10 protein-coding genes are annotated in these 19,688 nt (G+C 69.6%); 8 read left to right on the forward strand and 2 right to left on the reverse strand.

Features of this window, described 5'->3' with window-relative positions; genetic code table 11:
* Nucleotide 1 precedes the first annotated feature (1 nt).
* The 7 genes from HNR20_RS27265 to HNR20_RS27295 all read left to right on the forward strand — a co-directional run bounded on the left by HNR20_RS27265 (nt 2) and on the right by HNR20_RS27295 (nt 16,558).
* Nucleotides 2-1,924, forward strand: a complete 1,923-nt coding sequence (locus HNR20_RS27265; RefSeq protein ID WP_184185488.1) for a glycoside hydrolase family 127 protein — start codon at nt 2-4, stop codon at nt 1,922-1,924.
* A gap of 96 nt (nt 1,925-2,020) precedes the next feature.
* A complete protein-coding gene (locus HNR20_RS27270; RefSeq protein ID WP_229687277.1) occupies nt 2,021-6,760 on the forward strand; it encodes a discoidin domain-containing protein in 4,740 nt (1,579 codons plus the stop codon).
* Nucleotides 6,761-6,828: 68 nt separating this feature from the next.
* Entirely contained in the window at nt 6,829-10,014 is a 3,186-nt protein-coding gene (locus tag HNR20_RS27275) for an OmpL47-type beta-barrel domain-containing protein (protein ID WP_373291079.1), read from the forward strand.
* Between the two features lie 24 nt (nt 10,015-10,038).
* Complete coding sequence (locus tag HNR20_RS27280; RefSeq protein ID WP_184185491.1) at nt 10,039-10,671, forward strand: hypothetical protein; 633 nt, start codon at nt 10,039-10,041, stop codon at nt 10,669-10,671.
* 65 nt (nt 10,672-10,736) lie between these two features.
* The gene (locus HNR20_RS27285) at nt 10,737-11,798 is read left to right on the forward strand and encodes a WxL protein peptidoglycan domain-containing protein (protein WP_184185494.1); all 1,062 of its coding nucleotides are present in this window, start codon (nt 10,737-10,739) and stop codon (nt 11,796-11,798) included.
* Between the two features lie 26 nt (nt 11,799-11,824).
* Nucleotides 11,825-15,223, forward strand: coding sequence for a beta-L-arabinofuranosidase domain-containing protein (locus HNR20_RS27290; protein ID WP_184185497.1), 3,399 nt, complete (start codon nt 11,825-11,827; stop codon nt 15,221-15,223).
* Between the two features lie 306 nt (nt 15,224-15,529).
* Nucleotides 15,530-16,558 carry a LacI family DNA-binding transcriptional regulator gene (locus HNR20_RS27295; protein WP_184185500.1) on the forward strand — a complete coding sequence of 343 codons (1,029 nt, stop codon included), beginning with the start codon at nt 15,530-15,532 and terminating at the stop codon, nt 16,556-16,558.
* Between the two features lie 264 nt (nt 16,559-16,822).
* Here the strand turns inward: HNR20_RS27295 and HNR20_RS27300 are convergent, their stop codons facing one another.
* Nucleotides 16,823-17,344: a nucleotidyltransferase domain-containing protein gene (locus HNR20_RS27300; RefSeq protein WP_221309937.1), complete on the reverse strand. Its 522-nt coding sequence runs from the start codon at nt 17,342-17,344 to the stop codon at nt 16,823-16,825.
* A gap of 323 nt (nt 17,345-17,667) precedes the next feature.
* On the opposite strand from HNR20_RS27300, the gene HNR20_RS27305 reads away from it, so the two are divergent.
* Nucleotides 17,668-18,243 carry a GNAT family N-acetyltransferase gene (locus HNR20_RS27305; protein WP_184185503.1) on the forward strand — a complete coding sequence of 192 codons (576 nt, stop codon included), beginning with the start codon at nt 17,668-17,670 and terminating at the stop codon, nt 18,241-18,243.
* Here the strand turns inward: HNR20_RS27305 and HNR20_RS27310 are convergent.
* Entirely contained in the window at nt 18,240-19,664 is a 1,425-nt protein-coding gene (locus HNR20_RS27310) for an aminotransferase-like domain-containing protein (protein WP_184185506.1), read from the reverse strand. The two genes, HNR20_RS27305 and HNR20_RS27310, sit on opposite strands and share 4 nt — an antisense overlap.
* Nucleotides 19,665-19,688: the final 24 nt, after the last annotated feature.

Below are 19,688 nucleotides of genomic sequence, written 5' to 3' on the forward strand. Positions count from 1 at the left end.
CATGAGCGGCACCGTACCTGCGGCCGCCCCCGTCCTGCCGATCCGTGGCCGGCTCCGGCCGCTCGGGCTGGACCAGGTCCAGATCACGGGGGGATTCTGGGCCGAACGTCAATCGATCAACGCCGTCGCGACTCTCCCGCACATCGAGCACTGGATCGAGCGGGAAGGTTGGATCGGCAACTTCGACCTCGCCGTGCGGGGCGACCTGTCACGCGACCGCCGTGGCCGCGAGTTCTCCGACTCGGAGATCTACAAGTTCCTCGAGGCGATGGCGTGGGAGATCGGCCGGACCGGCGATGCGGAGCTAGAGTCGAGGTTCCGCGCCGTCGTGCGGCGGGTGGCCGCGGCGCAGGAGGTTGACGGCTACCTCAACACGAGGTTCGGTCGCCCGGGGCAGGCGCCTCGCTGGTCCGACCTCGAATGGGGTCACGAGCTCTACTGCGTCGGTCATCTCCTCCAGGCCGCGGTCGCCCGCGCCCGCACGCGCCCGGGCGCGGACGACGGCCTGTTCGAGGTCGCCCGCCGTGCCGCCGACAACGTGTGCGAGACGTTCGGGCCGGACGGTATCGACGGCCTCTGCGGGCACCCGGGGATCGAGACCGCGCTGGTGGAGTTCGCCCGAGTCACCGGCGACGACCGCTACCTGACCCAGGCCGCTCTCTTCGTCGACCGGCGGGGCCACGGCCGGCTCAGCGATGTGGAGTACGGCCGGGAGTACTTCCAGGACGAGCTTCCCGTCCGGGAGGCGACGGTCCTGCGGGGGCACGCGGTACGGGCGAACTACCTCGCTGCCGGTGCCGCCGACGTCGCAGTCGACCTGAAGGACACCGGCCTGCTGGACGCGGTACGCAACCAGTGGAGCAACGGGGTGGCCCGGCGGACATACGTCACCGGCGGACAGGGCTCCCGGCACCAGGACGAGGCGTTCGGCGAGGACTGGGTGCTCCCGTCCGACCGCGCGTACTCGGAAACCTGCGCCGGGGTCGGCTCGGTGATGCTCGCGTGGCGGCTGCTGCTCGCCGACGGCGACCCCCGCTACGCCGACCTCATCGAGCGGACGCTGTTCAACGTGGTGTCGACCTCGCCGTCGGCCGACGGGCGGAGTTTCTTTTACACGAACACCCTGCACCGCCGCGAGCTGGGCAGCCTCCCCGACGCCGAGCGGCCCAGCCTGCGCGCGGCGGCCTCTCTGCGGGCGCCCTGGTTCGAGGTCTCCTGCTGCCCGACGAACGTCGCCCGCACCCTGGCAAGCCTGACGGCGTACGTCGCGACGTACGACGACGAGGGTATCCAGCTGCACCAGTACCTGCCGGGGACCATCGAGCACCGGCTCGCCGACGGGCGTGACCTCCGGGTGAGCGTGGCGACCGACTACCCGCACGACGGGCAGATCCGGGTACGGATCGAGAGCGACGACGACCAGCCCTGGTCGCTGACGGTGCGGGTGCCCGGCTGGGCGAGCGAGGGTGCGACGTTGACCATCGCCGGAGACACCCGCCCGGTCGGGCCGGGTTTCGTCACCGAGTGCCGGACGTGGCGCCGCGGCGACGAGGTCGTCCTGTCCCTGCCGGTGGGGCCCCGCTTCACCCACCCGGACGCGCGCATCGACGCGGTCCGCGGCTGCGTCGCGGTGGAGCACGGCCCCCTCGTGCTCGCCCTGGAGTCGGTGGACGTGCCCGGCGTCGAGACGGTCGACGAACTCCGCGTCGACACCAGCCAACCGCCCCGTCTCGTGAATGGCCGGGTCACCGTGCGCTTGCGGCGCGTCCACCCGCGAGACCACGACTGGCCCTACCAGACCGACGCGGTCGAGTCGGCGCCGACGGTCGGCGAAAGCCTCGACGAGGTGGCGCTGGTGGCGTACCACGACTGGGCCAACCGAGGGCCCTCGACCATGCGCGTCTGGCTCCCGACAACCCGCTGAGCAGATTTGAGGAGCGCGAGGCGCTCTCCGATGTTAGCGCTAACTCCTGCACCCGCCCCACCCCGTTCAGCCGCACCGACGACAAGGAGGAACGACATGATCCATAGACGAGTGAGGAGGGTGCCCCTCTGGGCCGCCCTGGCCGCGCTGGTGGTGGGAGGGGCGGTCGGCGTACCGTCCCCGGCCAACGCCGCCAGCCCGATCCTGCCGGGCAACGAGGGTGACGTCGGTGTCTACACCGACGGGCAGAACCATGCCATGGAGATCGGCGACCCGGCCTACAGCAACGTCGGCGACGTCGCCAACCAGCTCAAGCCCGGTGTGCCCTTCACCGCGGGGAACATGCACCAGTCGATCTTCGAGAAGGATCTGGCCGCCGGCGGCACGGACTACTACCTCGACCGCGTGCTGGGCGTCCCCGGAACGATCGGGTCGGCGGTGCTGATGACCCGGGGCCGCTCCCTCTACATGCGCGGCGCGAGCAACAACAACTTCACCAGCATGGGCTTCGCCGGCAGCGCGTACGTCGGTGGCCCCAACAACCTCGGCAACCTGTACACCGTCACGGTGCCCGGCCAGACCGTCACCGAGGTCAACGCCAACCGCTTCAACGCGCCGAGCCACGCCAGGACCCGGTACACGATCGGGACCACCGGCGTCACCGCGGACCAGACCAAGTTCATCACCGAGGACAACGTCGCCGTCACTGCCATCGACTTCGGCAACCCCGGCGACGCACCGGCCACCTTCACCGTCCGTGCCGCATCACCGCTGGCCACCCAGGCCGGGCCGGGCACGGCCACGGTGACCGGCACACGCACCATCACCAGCGGCTCCAACAACGGGCTCGTCGACACCGCGTGGGACTCGGTCCGGGTCGACCTCACCGGTTCCGGCTTCAGTCGTACCGGAGCCAACCTCGACCGTCAGATCACCGTGCCGGCCGGCGGAACGGTGTCGCTGTCGGTGGTCGGCGCCGTCTCCTCGGCCACGCTGCCGCAGACGGTGCAGAGCTACCAGGAGTACGCCGCCATGTCGCCGGCCACGGCCGTGCGCACCGGCATCACCGCGTTCAACCGCCGTTGGGCGCAGGACGTGCCCTACATCGACGTGCCCGACCCCGCGCTGGAGAAGGCAATCGTCTACCGGTGGTGGGGCGAGCGGTACAACACGCTCGACGCCAACGCGCCTGGCCACGTCTACCAGTACCCCACGACGATCGAGGGGGTGAACCTCTACCAGAACGCCGTCGCGCTGACCCAGCCGATGCACCTGCAGGACACCAAGTGGCTGCGCACCCCCTACCTGCCGTACGGCCAGGTCCTCAACATCGGCGAGCTGTCCGGCTCCTCGGCCTTCCTGGACAGCCCGGGGCACACGAGCTGGAACAACCACTACTCGCAGTACCTCGGGACCGCCGGGCTCGAGGCCTACAACGTGCACGGCGGCGGGAAGGAGATCGCCCAGAAGTTCGCGCGCTACTTCGAGGGCGACGGCGTCGGCCAGCTGGAGCACTACGACGGCAACAACGACAACCTCATCGCCTACGACACCAACTACATGCCCGGCAACGACGCCGACGCGATCACCTTCGGCTACCCGAAGGCCAACGCCGGCGCACCCGGCGCACGCACCATCGAACGCCCCGAGTCGGCGTACGTGTGGGGCGCGTTCGACGCCGCCCGCCAGCTCTACCAGATCGCCGGCGCCGACCAGGGCAAGGTCGACGAGATGGCCGGCGGTGCCAACGACATCCGCGCAGCGATTCTCGATCGGCTGTGGAGCCCCGACATGCGGATGTTCCTTGCCGGCACGTCGCACGGCGCCAGCAGCGCGGCCACCGCCAACGGTCGACCCAACCCGCTGCCCGCGTCGGCCCGCGACCTGATCCCGGCCCGGGAGTCGAACCTCTACGACGTCTACGCCGAGAACCTCATCCCGTTCGACCAGTGGCAGAACTACGTCGACGGGTTCCGGTTCCTGACCTACGGCGACAACTTCCCGATCTTCCCGTTCTACACCGCCAACCAGTACGACCGGACGGCCTACGGGATCGGCGGCTCCAACAACTTCTCCAACATCAACTTCACCGTGCAGTACCGCAGCGTCCGCTCGGCGCTGCGCCACTACGACCCGGAGCAGAAGTACATCACCCCGGAGTACGCCAAGCGGCTGCTGGACTGGATGGCCTGGAGCATCTACCCGAACGCGGACCTGCGCGCCCCTAACCAGGCGGAGTACTACTCCAACTGGAACCCGACAGCGAAGACCTACAACCGCAACAACCCGAACCACGTGATGCTCGGCAACATGAACTACATCTTCGTCGAGGACATGGCCGGCCTCCAGCCGCGCTCCGACGACAAGATCGAGCTGTCGCCGATCACGTTCGGCTACGACCACTTCATGGCCAACAACCTGCGCTACCACGGTCAGGACGTCACCATCGTCTGGGACCCCGACGGCAGCAACTACGGCCTCGGCGCCGGCTACAGCCTCTTCCTCAACGGTGAGAAGAAGGTCAGCACCGACAAGCTCGGCAAGCTCACCTACGACCCGCGTACCAACCAGGTCCAGGCCGAGGACGGCCTGACCGTCACGTTCACCGCGACGACCGGGGCCAACGTCCCGAGCGCGGTCGACACCCCGATCGAGGACACCCGCGTCGTCGAGTACCTGAAGACGGCCGGCATCGACCTCACCGAGGACGCGCCGAACCTGGCGTCGGGCGCCCACCTCAGCTCGTCGTACACCCAGCAGGGCGTGCGGCCGGCACCGTGGCGGCAGTTCCACACGCCCGGCTGGAGCAGCACCTCGATGAACTACACGCCCGGCGCCATCGGGGAGACCGAGCGGCCGGTGTCGCTCGCGGCCGTGACCGACGGCGTCACCGCCAACGAGCCGTACTGGGGCAACTACGGCACCACCGACAAGAACGGCTACATCGAGCTCGACCTCGGATCGGCCAAGTCCTTCGACAACGTGAAGGTGTACGCGGTCAGCGACCGCCAGGCCGGTGGTTACCGCGAACCCGCACGCTGGTGGGTGCAGGTGCCCGACGGGAACGGCGGCTGGAAGGAGGTGCCGGGCCAGTTCAAGAACCCGACCGTCCCGTCGGCGAAGTTCAACGAGGCGCTGTTCCACAACGTCACCGCGAACAAGCTGCGCATCGCGTTCACGAACAACCCGACCTTCTACACGGCGATCTCCGAGATTCAGGTGTTCGACTCAGGACGCGACGTACCGGAGGTGTCCAACCAGGCCCCCGTGGTCACCGCCGCGCGCGACGGCTCGGCGGACGGCAACCTGTCCACCCGGCTCGTCGGCACTGCGTCCGACGACGGCATCCCCTACGACAGCGAGCTGACGTACGGCTGGGAGACCGTCTCGGCCCCGTCCGGAGCCGGCGTCATCTTCTCCGACTCAAAGGCACTGACCACGCGGGTGACCGGCACCGTCGAGGGTGACTACGTGTTCCGGCTCTTCGCCAGCGACGGCGAGAAACGGTCCGAGGCGACCGTGGCGGTGACGCTCGCCAAGCGGGAGGTGGTCGCGGAGTTCGGCTCCTCGGCGACGATCAGCACCAGCGGTACCGCGTCGTGGGAGAACCACCAGCGGGTCAAGGAGAGCACCACCCCGACCAGCTCGAACCCGGGGGCCGGAAACGGCTGGGGCAACTGGGGCCAGCCGCAGAACGGCACCAGCCCCGAGCGGGCGGCGTGGATCCAGTATCGGTGGACCGCGCCGGTACGGCTGTCCTCGACCGACATCTACTGGTACGACGACAACGGCGGCACCCGCCGGCCCACCGGCACCACGTACGCGATCGAGAGCTCCGCGGACGGCACCACCTGGACGCCGGTGACCCTCGCCGGGGACTCGACGTACGAGAACGGGCTCGTCACCAACACCTACAACCACTTCGACTTCCAACCGGTCACCACCAGCTATCTGCGCATCCGCATCTGGGGCCTCATGGGCAGCGGCGCGGGCACCGGCGTGCTGCGCTGGCGTGCCAACGGCGAGACCGTCGACTCGGTGCGCTCGCCCGTGCTCATCCGGACCACCGTGGGCGAGGTGCCCACCCTGCCGGGCACGCTCGACGCGGTCTACGCCGGCGGCGCACGGGGCAGCGTCGCGTTCAACTGGCAGGAGATCACGCCGGCGATGGTCGCGGAGACCAACGTCGAGCCGTTCGTGGTCTACGGCACGAACGACGCGTACGGCCTCATCGCCGAGGCCCGCGTCTACGTGCGGCCCGAGACGGCGCCGGGCGGCATCTCGATCCAGGGCGCCGAGACGTTCGAGCGATCCGTTGACGTGGGGGAGTTGCCACACCTGCCGGACAAGGTGGAGGTCTCCTACAACGACGGCTCCCGGGACAACCAGGCGATCGGCGTGGACTGGGAGTTCGACGAGGACATCGTCGACACCCCCGGTCGCTACACCCTCATCGGCAACCTGATCCTGCCCGACTACGTCAGCCAGGCCGGCGCCACGCGGACCACCTTGACCCTCACCGTGGGCGACCCGCCGGAGACCCCGACGTGGGACGTCGAGGTGCAGGCGCGCACGCAGTGCATCGGCACCCGCGCCTACGTCTCGGTCGACGCGCGCAACGCCGAGGACGTGCCGCTGAGCATCGAACTGCTCACGCAGTACGGGTCGCGCACGGTGTCCAGCGTCGCCCCCGGCAAGTCCGCGTACCAGGCGTTCACCACCCGCGCCGAGTCGGTGCCGGCCGGAGTCGCGACGGTGAAGGCCACCGGCAGCGTGAACGGCCAACCGGTGACGGTCGCGTTCGAGGCGCCGTTCGGCGCGCTCGCCTGCGGCTGACCCCTCGTGGTGGCGGCGCCGCGCCGGCGCCGCCACCACCTCCAAACAACAGTGAGGAGATCGAGACCGTGAACACCACCGTGGTGCACGGCGCCGCCCCACCAACCCACCGGCCGGCGCGCCGGATCCACAGGACGCTCGCCGCGACGGCTGTCGCCGGGCTTGTCGCCGCCGGTCTGGTCGGGGTCGCCGCGCCTGCCTACGCGGCCGACTCGTACACCTTCACCAACACCGTCAACCCGATCCTCGGCGACGGCAGCTACTACTCGGCCGATCCGGCGCCGGTCGTCGTGCCGGGCGGCGCTCCCGGCAACGACACGGGCCAGGACCAGCTCTACATCTACACCGGCCACGACCAGGCCGGGCCGTCCACCAACGACTTCGTCATGAACGAGTGGGGTGCGTTCCGTACCACGGATGTCCAGGCCGGCCAGTGGACCCACTACCCGTCGCTGATGCGCCCGGAACAGGTCTTCTCCTGGGCGACGCCGGGGCGCGCGTACGCGGGCCAGGTTGTCCGGGGCGTGGACGGGCGCTACTACTGGTACGTACCGATCAACGAACGGGACAGCCCGGCGTCCGACAAGTTCGCCATCGGCGTGGCCGTCTCAGACAGCCCCACCGGCCCGTGGACCGACCACGCGGGCGGGCCGATCATCTCCCAACGCGTGCCGACCGCCAACACCATCCACAACATCGACCCGACGATCCTCATCGACGGCACCGCACCGAACCAGCGGGTGTACCTCTGGTGGGGCTCGTTCAGCCAGCTGCGGATGATCGAGCTCCAGCAGGACATGAAGACCCCGGTGACCACACAGCGCTCGGTCACCGGCCTGACCGGCTTCTTCGAGGCGGCCTGGGCCTTCAAACGCAACGGCACCTACTACATGGCGTACGCCGGGAACAACGCCGGTCCGACATCGGCGTGCACCCCGGCGAACTACCACGCCTGCATCGCGTACGCGACGGCGTCGTCGCCCGAGGGACCGTGGACCTACCGGGGCACCATGCTCCGTCCGGTCTCCTCGACGACGAGCCATCCGGGCATCCTGGAGTTCAACGGCAAGTGGTACATGGCGTACCACACCGCCGACGCCGTGGGCGGCGGCCACTTCCGCCGCTCGGTGGCGATCGACCCGGTCGAGTGGGATGACACGCAGAGCCCTCCGCGGCTGAAGCTCGTGACGCCGACGCCGGTCAAGGGGCCTGACCGGACGCCGCGGGCGAACATCGCCCAGGCAGCCAGGGTCACCGTCTCCAACGAGCCGGTGCCCACGCAGTACTGGGTGAAGGCGCTCAATGACGAGATCGTCCGGTCGAACCCGCTGCCACCGGACATGTGGGGGACGTGGACGGGTAACAACCCGCCCCAGCAGTGGGTGCAGTACACGTGGGACCAGCCGATGCGGATCTCCGGTTCGCAGATCGACTTCTGGAACGACCAGCCGCAGGGCACCGGCGCGGGCGTCGCCGCCCCCGCCCGCTGGCGTATCCAGTACTGGAATCTCGACAGCGGCCAGTGGGCCGACGTGCCGAACCCGAGCGGCTTCCCGACCAGCACACAGGGCTTCCAGGACACCACGTTCGACCCGGTGACCACGACCCAGGTCCGGGCCGTGTTCGACGCGTCCACCAATGGCAGCACCTACTCCGCGGTGGCCGTGGAGGAGTGGAAGGTCCTCGCCGCACAGCCGGAGTCCGTCACCGCCCCCGGGATGACGGTGGAGGTGGGGGAGACCGAACTGCCCGACAGCCTCCCCGTGACGTTCGGCGCCGAAACGCTGCAGCTGCCGGTCTTCTGGGATCCGGTCACGCCCGAGAACGTCGCGACGCCCGGGACGTTCACGATCGGGGGCAGCGTGCTCGGCTACGCCGCCGGTCGCGTCTCCGCGCAGGTCCGGGTCATCTCGCCGGAGGACACCGAGGGCGACGAGACCCCGCCGACGCTGACGCTCACGCCCAGCGGCAGCGCTGGTGGTGCCGGCTGGTTCCGGTCGGCGGTGCGGGTACGTGTCGCCGGTGTCGACGACGGTGGCGGTCGGTTGACCATCGAGTCGCGGGTGGACGACGGCCAGCCGGTCGTCGCGAGCGCCGTGCGGTCCGTCGACGTGACCGTCTCTGGAGACGGTCAGCACAGCGTCCGGGCGACCGCGACCGACCGTGCGGGCAACGTCTCGTCGCCCGCGACCCTTCCGGTACGCATCGACGGGACGCCGCCGGCCAGCACGGCCACCGTGGACAGCGCCACCCGGGCGGTCACGGTGGCCGCCAGCGACGCGACCTCCGGGGTCGCCCGCATCGAGTACGCCATCGGCACCGGCGCGTGGACGACCTACAGCGGTGCCATCGCGGCGCCTGACTCGAACCGGCACACCGTGTCGTTCCGGGCGCTCGACGTGGCGGGGAACCTGGAGACCGCGAAGACGGTCAGCATCCCGGCGGACCTGTCCGGGCCGCTCGCCGGCAACATCGGGCCCATCGCGACCCCGACCGCCTCCTACACGGCCGGCTGGAACAGCGTCACCGCCCTCAACGACGGCGCCGACCCGTCCAACCCGGGCCAGGCGCAACTCTGGGGCACCTGGTCCGGCACCCGCCCGGCGACCCAGTGGGTCCAGTACGACTGGGCGCGACCGGTGCGCATCACCGGCACGGAGCTGAAGTTCTGGCGGGACTCCGACCAGGGCTCCGGCGACGGCGTCGCCCAGCCCGACGGGTGGGTGCTGCAGTACTGGGACGAGACCACCTCGACCTGGCGCGACGTGACCGGGGCTTCCCCCTACGGCACCAGCACCACCGCGTTCAACACCGTCTCCTTCGACCCCGTCACCACGCCCAGGGTGCGCGCCATGATCCGGGCCAACGGCAACGACACCACCTACTCCGCGGTCGCGATCACCGAGTGGCGGGTCGTCGCCGACGACCCGGGAGCCCAACCCGCGTTGCCCGTCACGGTCAGCGTGCAAGCGAGGTGTGTCGGCGGCCGGGCGTACGTCGCCGTTCAGGCGCGCAACGACCACGACGTGCCGGTGGACATCCTCCTGGAGACGGCGTACGGCCAGCGGTCCGTCGCCGACGTAGCGCCCGGTGCGAGCGCCTACCAGTCGTTCGCCACCCGGGCGGTCTCGATCCCGGCCGGGTCGGCGACCGTCCGGGCCACCGCACCCATCAACGGTACTGACGTGACGAGCGTCCGCACCGCAGAGCACGCCGGCGCCGATTGTGCCGGCGATCCCCGCCAGGCCCCGTAACCACTAGCGACGATGGAGCAGCCCATGAAAACAGGAAACCGTAGGCGGTTGTTCGCGGCCGGTGCCGCGGGTGCGGTGCTGGCCGGGACGGTGGCGATGCAGACGCCGGTCCAGGCCGAGCCCGGCGACGGCACCGACGTGCGGGTGACGGTCGACATCGAGGAGATCACCGAGCCCGGTGTGCTCGCCATGTCGATCGCCGGCGACTCGGTCGCGCTGTCCGAGGACGGCTCGACCCTGCTCGTCCGTCAGTTCGTCGGCAGCCTGCCGACGGTGACGGTGACCGACACCCGTACGCCAGAGGAGGTGCCCGACAACGCCGCCTGGGCCGTGCTGGGTAGCGCCACCGACTTCGTCGGCGGCGCCGGTCAGGCGCCGATCAGCGCGGGACATCTCGGGTGGAAGCCGCGCCTGCTCGACGGCGGCGACACCGGCCTGGTCACCGAGGGCGAGGAGGTGGTGACCGTCCTCGACGAGCCGACCCAGCCCGGCAACAACGTGGGCCTGGTCGACCAGGAGCTGCTGGTGTCGACCTTCGACTCGGAGGCGGTGACCGGCGACGCGTACTCGGTGGACGCCGACCTGTACCTGCGCACCCCGGCGGATGTCGCCGCCGGCTCGTACACCTCGACGTTGACCCTCTCCCTGTTCGAGTGACGCACCGGTGGGGGTCGCGGTGACGCGGCCCCCACCCGTCACATCCCTCCGTCGAAGGACCCGCGATGATCCGGACCTCGCCGCGGACGCCGCTGCGACTGCTCGCCGTGCTGGCCGCGGTGTTCGTCGCCGTGCCGATCGCACCCGCCGCCGCAGCGGCGCAACCGACCACTCCGACGCTGACCTGGGCGGTCCAGCCCGCGAACCAGCAGGGCCCGGACGGCCGCCGGTGGGTCGAGCGCACGCTCGACCCGGGTCAGGCGGTGACCGAGCACCTGGCGGTGCGGAACTTCAGCGACGGCACGGTGGTCTTCGCGCTGAAGGCCGCCGACGGCTACCTCACCGACAACGGCCGCTTCAATATGCTCGCGTCGAACCAGCAGTCGGCCGACGGCGGCACCTGGATCAGGGTGCAGCAGACGGTCAGCGTCGGACCCCGCCAGACGAAGGTGGTGCCGTTCACCATCACGGCGCCCCACAACACCACGCCCGGGGACCACCCGGCCGGCATCGCGGCCGCGGTCACGAGCGCGGGAGGCACAGTCGCCGTCGAGAGCCGGGTCGGGTTCCGGGTCATGCTGCGGGCAAGCGGCACGGTAACCGCGTCCCTAGCCATCAACGGTCTCACCGCCCGGTATGAGCGTTCGTGGAACCCCTTCTCGGCCGGCACGGTCCACCTCAGGTACACCACGACGAACGACGGCAACGTCGCGGTGGCCGGCACCGGCCGGACGACCGCCGCCGGCCCACTCGGCCTGGCCGCCCGGCGCAACACGACGAACGTCGAGGAGACACTTCCCGGCGGCAGCCGCGCCGTCGAGGGCCGCCTCGACGGCGTCTGGTCGCTGGGACGACTCGGGACCCGCGTCGACCTCACCCCGGCCATCGTCGGCGGCGACCCCACCAGTGCCGAAACCAGGCCCACCACCGCCACCGTGACGATCTGGGCGCTGCCGTGGCCGCAGCTTTCCCTCGCCGCCGTCCTCGCCGTCCTGGCCCTCGCCGTACGACACACCCTGCGCCGACGCCGGCGGCGACTCGCGCAGCTGATCGCCGACGCCCGGGACGAGGGCCGGGCAGAGGCCCGGAAATCGGCTCTCGCCGACGGTGCGCCACAGGCTTTCTGATCCCCCGCGTGAAAGGACGATCCGCAATGGTTCTCTCCGACAAGATGCCCGTCAGTCGACGTCAGGTCCTTCAGGCGTCCGCCATCGGTGTCACCGCGGCGGCCACCGCGGGCGCGCTCCCCGCGACCGCCGCCCAGGCAGCCGCCGAGGCGTCAGCCGGACCGACTCCCCTCAACGTGATCTCGGCCGACCCCGGTCCCGGCGGCACCGCGCCGGTCCGGCCATTCCAGCTGCGCGACGTGACGCTGGGCGACGGCCTGCTCCAGGAGAAGCGCGACCGCACCAAGAGCTACCTGCGGCAGCTCGACGAGCGGCGCTTCCTCGTGTTGTTCAACAACCAGGCCGGCCGACCGAACCCGCCGGGCGTCTCCGTCCCCGGGGGCTGGGAGGACGGTGGGCTGCTCAGCGGCCACTGGGCCGGCCACTTCATGACGGCCCTGGCGCAGGGCTACGCCGACCATGGCGAGCCGATCTTCAAGAGCAAGCTCGACTGGATGGTCGACGAGCTCGCGGCGTGCCAGGCCGCGATCACCGCGCGGCTGGGCGGGGGCGACCCGGGCGGTGAGGAGCCGGAGGACCCGCAGATCGGCCGGGTGCCGGGTCGCTTCGGAAGCGGCCTGCGCCTGAACGGCCCCAGCCGGGCGCAGCACGTGACCCTGCCCCAGGAGGCGATCAGCCAGCTCGCCGACTTCACCATCGCCACCTGGGTCAATCTCGCCTCCACCCAGAACTGGAGTCGGCTGTTCGACTTCGGTCAGAACACCACGGTCAACATGTTCCTGACCCCCCGCGCCGGCGTCACCGGCAACGCGCCGAGGTTCGCGATCACGGTCAGCGGTAGCGGTGGTGAACAGCGGATCGACGGTACCGCCGCACTGCCGACCAACCAGTGGGTGCACCTCGCCGTCACCCTCACCCAGCGCACCGGCACCCTCTACGTGAACGGTCAACAGGCCGGCCAGAACCCGAACATGACCCTCAGCCCGGCCAACCTCGGAAACCCGGGAAACCGGTGGATCGGGCGCTCCCAGTACGGCGACGCGTACCTGGACGCGACCGTCGACGAGTTCCACATCTTCGACCGGGCACTGAGCGCGCAGGAGATCCAGTCGCTGCTGGACTCCGCGGCCGGGAGCACCGGCGGCGGGTCGATCGCCTGGTACCGGTTCGAGGAGGAGGACGGCACCACGATCAGGGACGCCTCGCCCAACGGCCGCGACGGCGGAATCGTGGCCAGCCAGAGCGGCGGGGGAGCCCTCTGGGTCCCGACCCATCCCGGCTACCTGGGCGCGATCCCCGAGGACGCGGTGCTCCGACTCGGCCCGCCACGGTGGGCCGTCTACGGCGGTGACCTGAGCGCCAACACCTGGGCGCCGTGGTACACGCAGCACAAGATCATGCGTGGACTGCTCGACGCGTACTACCACACCGACAACCAGAAGGCCCTCGACGTGGTCGTTCGGATGGCCGAGTGGGCGCACCTCGCACTGACCATCGGGGACAAGAACCACCCCGCCTACACGGGCCCGATCACCCGGGACAACCTCAACTACATGTGGGACCTCTACATCGCTGGCGAGACCGGCGGCGCGAACGAGGTGTTTCCTGAGATCTACGCGCTCACCGGCGACGCGAAGCACCTGGACACCGCCAAGCGCTTCGACAACCGGGAGTCGCTCTTCGACGCCTGCGTCGAGAACCGCGACATCCTCGTCACTACGCCACAGACCCGGCCCGGTCGTCGCCGTCCGGACCGGCTGCATGCCAACTCGCACGTGCCGCAGTTCATCGGCTACCTGCGCGTATACGAGCACAGCGGCGAGCAGGACTACCTCCAGGCCGCCAAGAACTTCTTCGGCATGGTCGTACCGCACCGGACGTACGCCAACGGGGGAACGGGCGGAAACTACCCGGGCTCCAACAACAACACCGAGCTGTTCCAGAACCGGGGCAACATCGCGAACTCGATCGCCCAGGGCGGTGCCGAGACGTGTACCACCTACAACCTGATCAAGCTGGCTCGTAACCTGTTCTTCCACGAGAGCGATCCCGCGTACATGGACTACTACGAGCGCGGTCTGATCAACCAGATCGCCGGTTCGCGGGCGGACAGCACCAGTGTCAGCAACCCGCAGGTCACCTACTTCCAGCCGCTGACCCCGGGTGCCACCCGTGACTACGGCAACACCGGCACCTGCTGCGGCGGTACAGGTCTCGAGAACCACACCAAGTACCAGGAGACGATCTACTTCAAGTCCGCCGACGGTGGAACGCTCTGGGTCAACCTGTACGTGTCGTCGACACTGACCTGGGCCGAGAAGGGCTTCACCATCACCCAGCAGACCACCTACCCGCGCGAGGACCGCACCAGGCTCACCGTGCAGGGCAATGGTCCTCTCGCCATCAAGCTGCGGGTGCCGGCCTGGGCGCGAAAGGGCTTCTTCGTCACGATCAACGGTGCGGCTCAGGACGTCACCGCCACACCCGGCAGCTACCTGACCCTGAGCCGGGCCTGGAACACCGGCGACACCATCGAGATCCGGATGCCCTTCAGCATCCGGATCGAGCGGGCGCTGGACCGTCCCGACACACAGTCGATCTTCTGGGGACCGGTCCTGCTGCAGATCCTGGGAAACCCGGGCGTCGGGAACTACCGGGAACTCTCGCTCTACCGGCACCTCAAGCGCGACGGCGACTACTCCCGCGCAGCGATCACCGCCACGAGCACCACCGCGGCGGGCGACCACCTCTTCACCACGCACGGCTTCACCCTGCGCCCGTACTACATCGCCGACACCCAGGCCGCCTCGTCGTACTTCCGGCGGGTCGAGCCGACCATCGTGTTCGGCTCGGTCGACACCGGCGTACCCAACCGCAAGCGCAATGACGGCCTGCCGCACTACGACATCCCGGTGACCGGGGTTCCCTCGCCCGGCACCGACGGCCCCACCTTCCTCGACCTGGTGTGGGACCAGGCGCCCTTCGCCACCCACGGACAGTTCGTCTCGACTGTCACGCAGACCGCCGAGGCATTCGTCGCGGCGGGCGCCTTCACCGCGGCGGAGAAGGATCTCGTCGTCTCGTACGCCGCCGCCTCGAACAGGGAACTTGAGCCGGCACCCACCTGGAACGTCGAGGTGCAGGCCCGCACGCGGATCATCGGCTCCACCGCCCACGTCGCCGTCACCGCCCACAATGCCGACGACGTGCCGCTCACCATCGAGCTGAACACGCCGTACGGCTCGCGGACGGTGGCCGGTGTAGCCCCGGGGAAGGCCGTCTACCAGGCGTTCAACGCTCGCGTGGCGTCGGTGCCCGCGGGGACCGCGACCGTCAGGGTCACCGGAACGGTGGACGGTGGGTCGGTGACCGTCCAGATCGAGGCGCCGTACGAGGCGATCGGCGGCGACTCGGGCAGGCCGTAGCCCCGACGGGGGTGGCGGGGCCCGTCTGGACCCCGCCACCCCACCGGGTCAGCCGCCGTGGACTTTCGGCGGAGATTTCGGTAGGTGACCCGCCCGGGCATCGCTGGCACCTGCCGCCGGTGTTCGCCGGTGTAGTGTTCCGCCCAGGTGAGGGCTTCGATGGGGGACCGCAGGGCCGCACCCCCACCGAAACGTCGCCGAAAAGGCACTGAGAATCCTCGTCCGCCAGGAGTGGTCGTCACGGCACTCCGGGGCGGCCTGTCGCCGCGTACCACGCCTGTGCCGGTCGCCGGGAGGGAGCACCACATGGCCAACGAGCCCGAAATCCCCACCAACCGCACGCCCACGCTCACCGATGTCGCCAAGCTCGCGGGCGTGTCCATCGCGACCGCCTCCAAGGCGATCAACGGGCGTAGCGAGGTGCGGGCGACCACCAGAGTCCGGGTGTTGGAGGCGGCAGAACTGCTCTCCTTCGCACCGAACGCTCTCGCCCGTGGCCTGCTCAGTGGCCGCACGGGGACCGTGGGCCTGTTGACGAGCGACCTCGAAGGGCGCTTCTCGATTCCCATCCTGATGGGAGCCGAGGACGCCTTCGGCGCCGGCCAGGTGTCGGTCTTCCTGTGCGACGCGCGCGGTGACGCCATCCGGGAGAAGCATCACGTACGCGCGCTGCTGTCGCGCCGGGTGGACGGCCTGATCGTGGTGGGATCCCGCACCGACGCCCGTCCACCGCTGGCCGGCAACATCCCCGTGCCGGTGGTCTACGTCTACGCCCCCTCCTCGGACCCAGCCGACGTCTCCATCACCGTCGACAACGTGGGAGGCGGTCAGCTCGCCATCGAGCACCTGCTGGCCTGCGGTCGGCGCAACATCGCGCACATCACCGGCGAGCCCGGGTTCCAGGCGGCGCGGGATCGCGCCGAGGGCGCGGCCGCGGCGCTCGCCGCCGCCGGCCTGAGCATGACCGGTGGACGGCCGTACTACGGGTCGTGGGACGAGTCCTGGGGGCGGGCCGCAGCGCACATGGTCGTCGAGCAGCATCCCGAGGTCGACGCGATCTTCTGCGGCAGTGACCAGATCGCCCGGGGTGTCCTGGAGGTGCTGCGGGACCTCGGGCGCGACGTCCCCGGTACGACCTCCGTGATCGGCTTCGACAACTGGGAGGTGATCTCCGCGCACTCCCGGCCCCGCCTGACCAGCATCGACATGAACCTCAAACAACTCGGTGCCATTGCCGGCCAACGGCTCTTCGAAGCCATCGATGGTGGCGTGCCCACCTCGGAGGAGTTCCCGAGTCGAGTCGTGATGCGCGAGTCGACCCTGCCGGTCGGTTAATTCGGCGCGCTGCTGCCCGTCGCCAGGCGGTGTCGGACGGCGGAGGGGCCAAGGTGTGGCAGATCCGGCAGGAGGCGATCCGGTTCGCCGCGCGGTTCCGCACCATGATGACGCTTCGGGAGGGGTACGAAGGAGAGCGGCCCTTTCGGGCCGGCTCCCTGTCGCCTGCTCGAACGGATCAGGTGTTGTCGTCGCCGAAGCCTGACGGGTACCTGGTCGACCCTGGGCCGATCGGGCGCTGTGTCAGGAAGAGATTGGCGGGCGCTATCGGACGATATCGCCGGCTCGCCCGGCCTCCGTGATGAGTCTGTGCAGCGAGTCCAGGTCAGCGCGGTCGATGTCACGCGGTTCGTATCCGCTGTGGAACAGCAGTTGCTGCTCCACCGAGATGCAGTTGACCGGGCGGCCGGCGATGTTTCCGGTGGTAAAGCACTCCTTTGGCCAGCGGAAGCTACCGCCGTCGAGGCCGGCCTGATGGCCGTGGCCGGCCTTGTCGAACTTGAGCGGGTGAAGGTCTACTCGGCCTCGTTCTTCGGCGACGACTTCCACGCGTACCGGGCGCCAGTCAGTCTCGATGATGTAGCCGAGCCGGCCGAGAGCCCGCAACGCCGCTGCTTCATGCTCTGAGGCGATGGCCAGGTCCAGGTCGCGATGTGTACGGGTCTGAATCCCAACCAGCGCATCAACGCCCCACCCGCCGCTGATCCATGCGTTGCAGCCGGCGGCAGCGAGAGTGTCCAGAACCGTGTGGACCTCATCGGCATTCATATCAATAGTGTTGATCATAGCTGTTCTGCTCGCGCAACTGGTGAAGACGAACGTGGCGACCGAGGTGCACTCGTGGGATTCGCGGTCGATGAAGACAGGCTCAACCGGCTGGCCATGAGGGCTCTCCAGGATCGCGTGTCATGGTTGCGGAGCTGGCGACCAGCGGACGATGTATGACACCTGGTCGGTGTTCGACCAGACCTCGCTCTTCCTGGATGGCCCGCCCCAGCCTGGCTAGGCGACAGATGACATTGCCGTCACGGGCATCACGCCGACCGTTCACCGCATCGGGCATCTGCTGCGCGACGGCAAAGGACGGACAGCGGCTGCAGCCTCTCAAGATGCGCATCCCGGCATGGAAGAGTGCCGGGATGCCCTGGGAAGCCGCGGTTCCATCTCGACCGCCGTCGAGTCCCGTCGCCCTGATACCGGTCGACCGTTCGCACCGGGCGGTGCTTGGCAATCTGGGTCAGTTGTATCGGCATGACCTGTCGGAGGCTTACGGTCACCTCCCGAATGACGACGGCACATTCAACGACCGACCGCTCGACCGGTTTCTCGCCGGTGTCGACCCGCAACGCCGCGCCTGGTTGATCACGGCAGCCGGCCGGACAGCGGGCTTTGTGATGACGACCCCGGCCGAGGACGGCGGTATGTCCATCGCTGGTTTCTTCGTCGTCCGCGCGCTTCGCCGCACGGGCGTTGGTCGTGCCGCAGCCGGTCAGATCATCTCTCTGTTCCCAGGCCGGTGGAGCATCGCGTTTCAGCGCTACAACTCTGGTGTGGAAGCGTTCTGGTCGCAGGTGGCGACCCAGGTCGTCGGGGACTCGTGGGGGATCCACGACGGCCCCACTCCCGAAACCCGGCCCCCCGATACCTTCCTCACCTTCACCACCTCCGTGCCGGCCAGTGTCTAGATCGCCATCGTTGGCAAGCCAGCCTTACGGCCTGGACCAGCTTCGTAGCTGCGCCACGCGGTAGCCAGGCGATGAACGGCCTCGCTGAGTTGGTCGAGCGGGGCGAGGAAGTGCAGGCGCAGATAGTCGGCGCTGCGGCCCTCCGCGTCCAGTCCGGGACCCGGCAGTACGGCCACGCCGTGGCGGAGTGCCTGCTGTGCGAAGGAGCTGCCGTCACCGTGCGGCAGGCGGACCCACAGGGTCTGGCCGCCGGGGACGGCGGGTACCTGCCAGTCCGGGAGGTGGCGGGCCAATTCGGCACGCAGGTGGTCGTGGCGGGCGAGGCGTTGCTCGGCTCCTCGGCGTTGTGGTGCGTCCAGGCGGGGCAGGAGGTCCGCGGCGGCGAGTTGTGCCGGAATGTTGCCGCCGAGGTCGTGAACGGCGCGCAGCCGTGCCAGTCGAGCGACGACCGGTGCCGGCGCACGCAGCCAGCCGATCCGGAGACCACCCCAGATGACTTTGCTCAACGATCCGATCGTGATCACCTGGTCGTGATACGCAGCCAACGGCAGCGGTGCCCGCTCGCCGGGGAAGCCGAGGTCGCAGAGGACCTCATCGTCGACCAGCACGACACCCGCCGCAGCAGCGGTCTCGACGAGCCTTCGTCGCGACTGCTCGGGCAGTACCAAGCCGGTGGGATTGTGGAAGGTGGCGATCACGTAGGCGAGCGCCGGGTGATGTTCGGCGAGTGCGGCCGCGAACCCGGTGAGGTCGACCGGTATCGCCCGCAGCACGGCTGTCTCCTCCCGGAACGCCTCCAAGGCGCCCGGATATGTGGGCGCCTGCACCAGTACTCGATCGCCCGGCCGGATCAACGCCCTGGCCAGCAGCGTCAGTGCCTGCTGTCCGCCGTTGGTGACGAGGATCTGATCCGGCGTGGTGGACAGTCCCCGGGACTGGTATCGGGTGGCGATCGCACGCCGGAGCGCGATGTGCCCCATGGGGTGATAGCCGATGTCGCCCACGGTGTCGGCCAACTGCGGAAGGGTGCGCCGGTACGCCGCGACCAGTTCCGGAGGTGGCGTGTCCGGCGCGGCGCACCCCAACATGATCACGCCGTCCTGAGGCTCGAGCAGATGCAGGAAGGCCGGCGCGTCCGTAGTGGGCCGTACCGGCGCCGGTGCGCTCCCGGCGACCCTGGTGCCGCTGCCCTGTCGGCGCACGACACGGCCCTCCCCGGTCAGCAGGTCGTACGCCGCGACCACGGTGCTTCGGCCCACCACCAGGGCGGACGCCAGCGCACGCTCCGGCGGCAGCCGCGTCCCGGGCGGGAGTTCGCCCTCGTCGATCAGGGTGCGTATCCGCGCCGCCAGCAACAGGTACAGGGATCCTCGGCCGGAGGACCACCGGCCCAGGCGCTCCACCAACCCCATTGGCTCCATCGGCAAACCAATCTACTCGCTATT

Source organism: Micromonospora parathelypteridis (assembly GCF_014201145.1).
Lineage (GTDB): Bacteria > Actinomycetota > Actinomycetes > Mycobacteriales > Micromonosporaceae > Micromonospora > Micromonospora parathelypteridis.

Bases quoted from the DNA above. Each gene is read 5' to 3' on its own strand.
- HNR20_RS27285 (WP_184185494.1), top strand. From the start codon at position 10,737: ATGATCCGGACCTCGCCGCGGACGCCGCTGCGACTGCTCGCCGTGCTG.
- HNR20_RS27300 (WP_221309937.1), bottom strand. From the start codon at position 17,344: ATGATCAACACTATTGATATGAATGCCGATGAGGTCCACACGGTTCTG.
- HNR20_RS27290 (WP_184185497.1), top strand. From the start codon at position 11,825: ATGGTTCTCTCCGACAAGATGCCCGTCAGTCGACGTCAGGTCCTTCAG.
- HNR20_RS27295 (WP_184185500.1), top strand. From the start codon at position 15,530: ATGGCCAACGAGCCCGAAATCCCCACCAACCGCACGCCCACGCTCACC.
- HNR20_RS27310 (WP_184185506.1), bottom strand. From the start codon at position 19,664: ATGGAGCCAATGGGGTTGGTGGAGCGCCTGGGCCGGTGGTCCTCCGGC.
- HNR20_RS27270 (WP_229687277.1), top strand. From the start codon at position 2,021: ATGATCCATAGACGAGTGAGGAGGGTGCCCCTCTGGGCCGCCCTGGCC.
- HNR20_RS27305 (WP_184185503.1), top strand. From the start codon at position 17,668: ATGCGCATCCCGGCATGGAAGAGTGCCGGGATGCCCTGGGAAGCCGCG.
- HNR20_RS27280 (WP_184185491.1), top strand. From the start codon at position 10,039: ATGAAAACAGGAAACCGTAGGCGGTTGTTCGCGGCCGGTGCCGCGGGT.
- HNR20_RS27265 (WP_184185488.1), top strand. From the start codon at position 2: ATGAGCGGCACCGTACCTGCGGCCGCCCCCGTCCTGCCGATCCGTGGC.